We start from the raw sequence: 3,160 nt of genomic DNA, 5'->3' as shown, positions 1-3,160 counted from the left end.
CGATTCGTTTAAACCAAGTATCATAGAGTCGGTTGATCGACATTGGGAACCTCCGTCAAGTAGTTTGGGCAAAACCTATCTTAACAGAGGAACAGTGTCGGTCAACTATCGTTTTTGTAAAACTGTCAGGTAGCTAGAAACCAATCCTGTGTTTGGTCGAGGGTCAGCGTGGTCAGTGGCGGAGTCTGATGCTTGGCACCAGGTTTATTGCAATCATGGCAAATGGGAACCAAGTTGAGTTGATGACATGATAAGTAGGGATACTGTCGCTTGGGATAAAAATGGTCTAGTTCAATGCCAGTTGGATAACCATCACAGAAAGGGCAGACCTGGACATGCTCGTTTTTATTTTTGAACTCATCAACATATTTAGTTCGTCGGAGTTCGATGTACTGATTTCCATCGGGTACTTGATAACCGCGATCAAATCCCGGATCGTAAAAGCGTTCGCAGAATTCTTTTATTGTCTCAGCGTGTGCATGATCAAGGTTGGTCACTCCGATGAGATTGTGAATTGGCGCATTGAATGCCTGATGCACCTTTAAATCATTGTCGAGCGCCACAATAACTGCATCTTTTGCGGCGGGTGGGAATCCCGCAATCCTGCGCATAAGTTCAAGCAGAGACTTGCTTTCTCGGCTCCATCCGCAAAAACGGCGTAACCAGTCTGGATCGGGGTTTAAAGCACGCGTACATTGCTCCACCCATGCTTCGTCAACGTGAGCAGGCTGAGTGGCATGCTGACACAAACCTTCCAGCAGGCAATGTTGCAAAGCGACAACCCAGTCTAAATAGCGGGCGCTATCAGGAAGGTGGAGTTCATAAAGCATTGCGGTCTTTTCCGAGATTGCGCAGTTCGGAGCGGTAATAGCCAGCCCCGATTTTTTTCATCCACTCTTTTATTTCGGCGGATTCAAGGGGCGTTCCGCCGGTCACTAATCGTTCGAGGTATTCGTAGGCGCGCTTGCCAATGCTATCGGGAGAGTCAAAGACGCGAATCATGATTTCGCTGGGGTCAGCGCCAAAGGTGGGAATGGGCACAGGAACCACTATCGTTTCGCCATCGCGCTTTTTGAGCAAAATGATTTCATCTGCAAAGACATCCGTCAATGCGATACTGGAATGTGTCGAAATGAGAACTTCGCTCTGTTGTTGACCGAGCGCATCGGCGAGAATATCTACCAGTTTATGCTTCCAATAATCGTTAAAGTGGTTTTCTGGTTCGTCGAGGATAAGCAACGCATCATCGCGACCTCTGAGCAGATAAAAGACTGCGATACGTCCCAAGAACAATCGCTCACCATCACTCAGCCAATCGAAAAGCAGTAAATCGCCCGTCGGTTCGCTGTGCTTGTGCAAAGTGATACTTAGGTCGTTGAGAATGCCTGCCTGTTGCCAGCGTCGAAGAGTGTTGAACACTTCAATGGGTGTTGGTCCGCCAAGAAGTTCCAACAAAGTGCTTGTTTCTTCGGCACGAGTGCGACCTAGATCAAAGACAAGTTGACGACGTTTGCCAGTACCTGGGTCGCGGCGCACAGTAGTGGCTTGATGATACAAGCGATAAATCTTCTCTGCATCATTTTGGAATGACTGGCTCCACTGATCGGGTTGAAAGTTCAAATTAAAAGTCAGTGTGAGTGGTTCGCGCCAATCTACCTCTTGCAAAATGGATTGCAAGTTTTTGTCAGGCGGATAGCTAGTTGAAGATTGCCATTCGCGCCAAGCGTGCTCAAGCGTTACAGCGCAAACAGCAAGTTTGAGTTGTTCAGGAGCTAGGAAGACGCTTGCATGAGGTGAACGGGTTTCAGTTTCGGGTTCCACATACGTGCGGAGAAGTTCAGCATCTTTCAAGAGTCCACTTGTACGAAGAGCATCGCGTTGTTGAGCGATGTCCCAATCGGGTGGGGTTTCGTTCTCTAACGAAATCTCGGTTGGCGAATCGCCCCAATCTTGTGAGTTGAATAGCAAATCCCAGCTGCTTGAATCACCCGAGGTATAGACCAACAGCGGACGTGGTAAAAATGGTGTGAGATCATCTGGAACATCGTCGCCGAGGCGCGGCTTGGTATTGAGTTTTGTGGCGGTGTCTGGGTTGCGCAAACCTTGGGCTAGTTTGCTCCAATCCGTATCAGGGGGGAGTGGCGTTTCAAAAAGCGCAAACGCTCGCGCTGGTTGCAGGTCTGGTGAATAATCAAAATAGATGGTTTGATTTTTCTGTTCGATCTGGCGGTCGTAAGCAAGCGTGACTGGAATGCTGAGATTTTTGGGATCCGTTTCCAGTGCAATGAATGTCTCTGCCAATGCTTGAAGCAAGCGCGTCTTGCCTGTGCCATTCACGCCAACGACAAAGTGAATAGCAAGTTGCTGTTCTTGAAGCAGACGCTCGCGTTGAAAGATGATTTGGACATCCTCTAACGGGCGACGGTGGCAAAGTCGAAAGTAGCGAAGTTGCATAGTTTGAAAACAACCTAGGACAAGGGTGTTTCATCCAACTTGAGCAAAGATCCAAGTTCTGGATAGGCGGCTTGAAGGGCGGCAATGTCATCCGCACGGCTATCATCTTCTGATTTGAGTGCGCGATAGATTGGCGCGAACTCTAAACTGACCAGGGTCTCCGCAGAATTCTTGGGATTGGTTTCGCTGGATTGGGAACGGACAAGACTGACGCGGTGAATCAACCCAGTTGCTTCTAGTAAAGCCAGGCAACGCCGTGTCTGTTCAAGCTCGAAACCTTCAGCTGCGGATAGCGATTGCGCGGTAAAGTAACCCGTTTGAGTATTAGCGATTTGATACACCTTACTTTGAAATGGGCTGAGTTCTTGAAGCAAAGCATGACGAGGCGAAATTGTCTCTTCATAAGCAGGGAGTTGCGAAACAGCGGCTTGGACAATGGTTACCTTATGCCCACGTTCTTTCAACCATTCATCACGCTTCTTAGCCGCTTCGCTCAATTCAGCTTTGTGTTGATCCCGCCACGCCTCGGTGAGTTTTCCAGTGAATGCACTAGCAAGGAGCGATTGAAACGCAATAAAGCAAAAGTCACTTTTTGACTAAAAAGAGTTCTCATGAACAATCAGCTCTATCCTGCCAAGGAAAGGGCCAAACATGAGAACTCCAAAGACATTATACCATACCACACCGACCATTTATCCTTGCGAAT

The 3,160-nt window shown here is 48.3% G+C and carries 3 protein-coding genes; all 3 read right to left on the bottom strand.

Features of this window, described 5'->3' with window-relative positions; all coding sequences use genetic code 11:
- Positions 1–125: 125 nt before the first annotated feature.
- The 3 genes from HZB31_08310 to HZB31_08300 are packed head-to-tail and all read right to left on the bottom strand — an operon-like array spanning position 126 to position 2,951.
- A complete protein-coding gene (locus tag HZB31_08310; GenBank protein MBI5847936.1) occupies positions 126–830 on the bottom strand; it encodes a hypothetical protein in 705 nt (234 codons plus the stop codon).
- Positions 820–2,454, bottom strand: coding sequence for an AAA family ATPase (locus HZB31_08305; GenBank protein MBI5847935.1), 1,635 nt, complete (start codon positions 2,452–2,454; stop codon positions 820–822). The genes HZB31_08310 and HZB31_08305 overlap by 11 nt, the downstream gene beginning before the upstream one ends.
- A 14-nt stretch (positions 2,455–2,468) precedes the next feature.
- A complete protein-coding gene (locus tag HZB31_08300) occupies positions 2,469–2,951 on the bottom strand; it encodes a hypothetical protein (GenBank protein ID MBI5847934.1) in 483 nt (160 codons plus the stop codon).
- Positions 2,952–3,160 lie beyond the last annotated feature (209 nt).

The organism is Nitrospirota bacterium (assembly GCA_016235245.1).
In the GTDB taxonomy this organism is placed as follows: Bacteria; Nitrospirota; Thermodesulfovibrionia; order Thermodesulfovibrionales; family UBA6898; genus UBA6898.
Note: the sequence above shows the minus strand (reverse complement) of the source record. Positions and strands in the feature narration are given on the sequence as shown.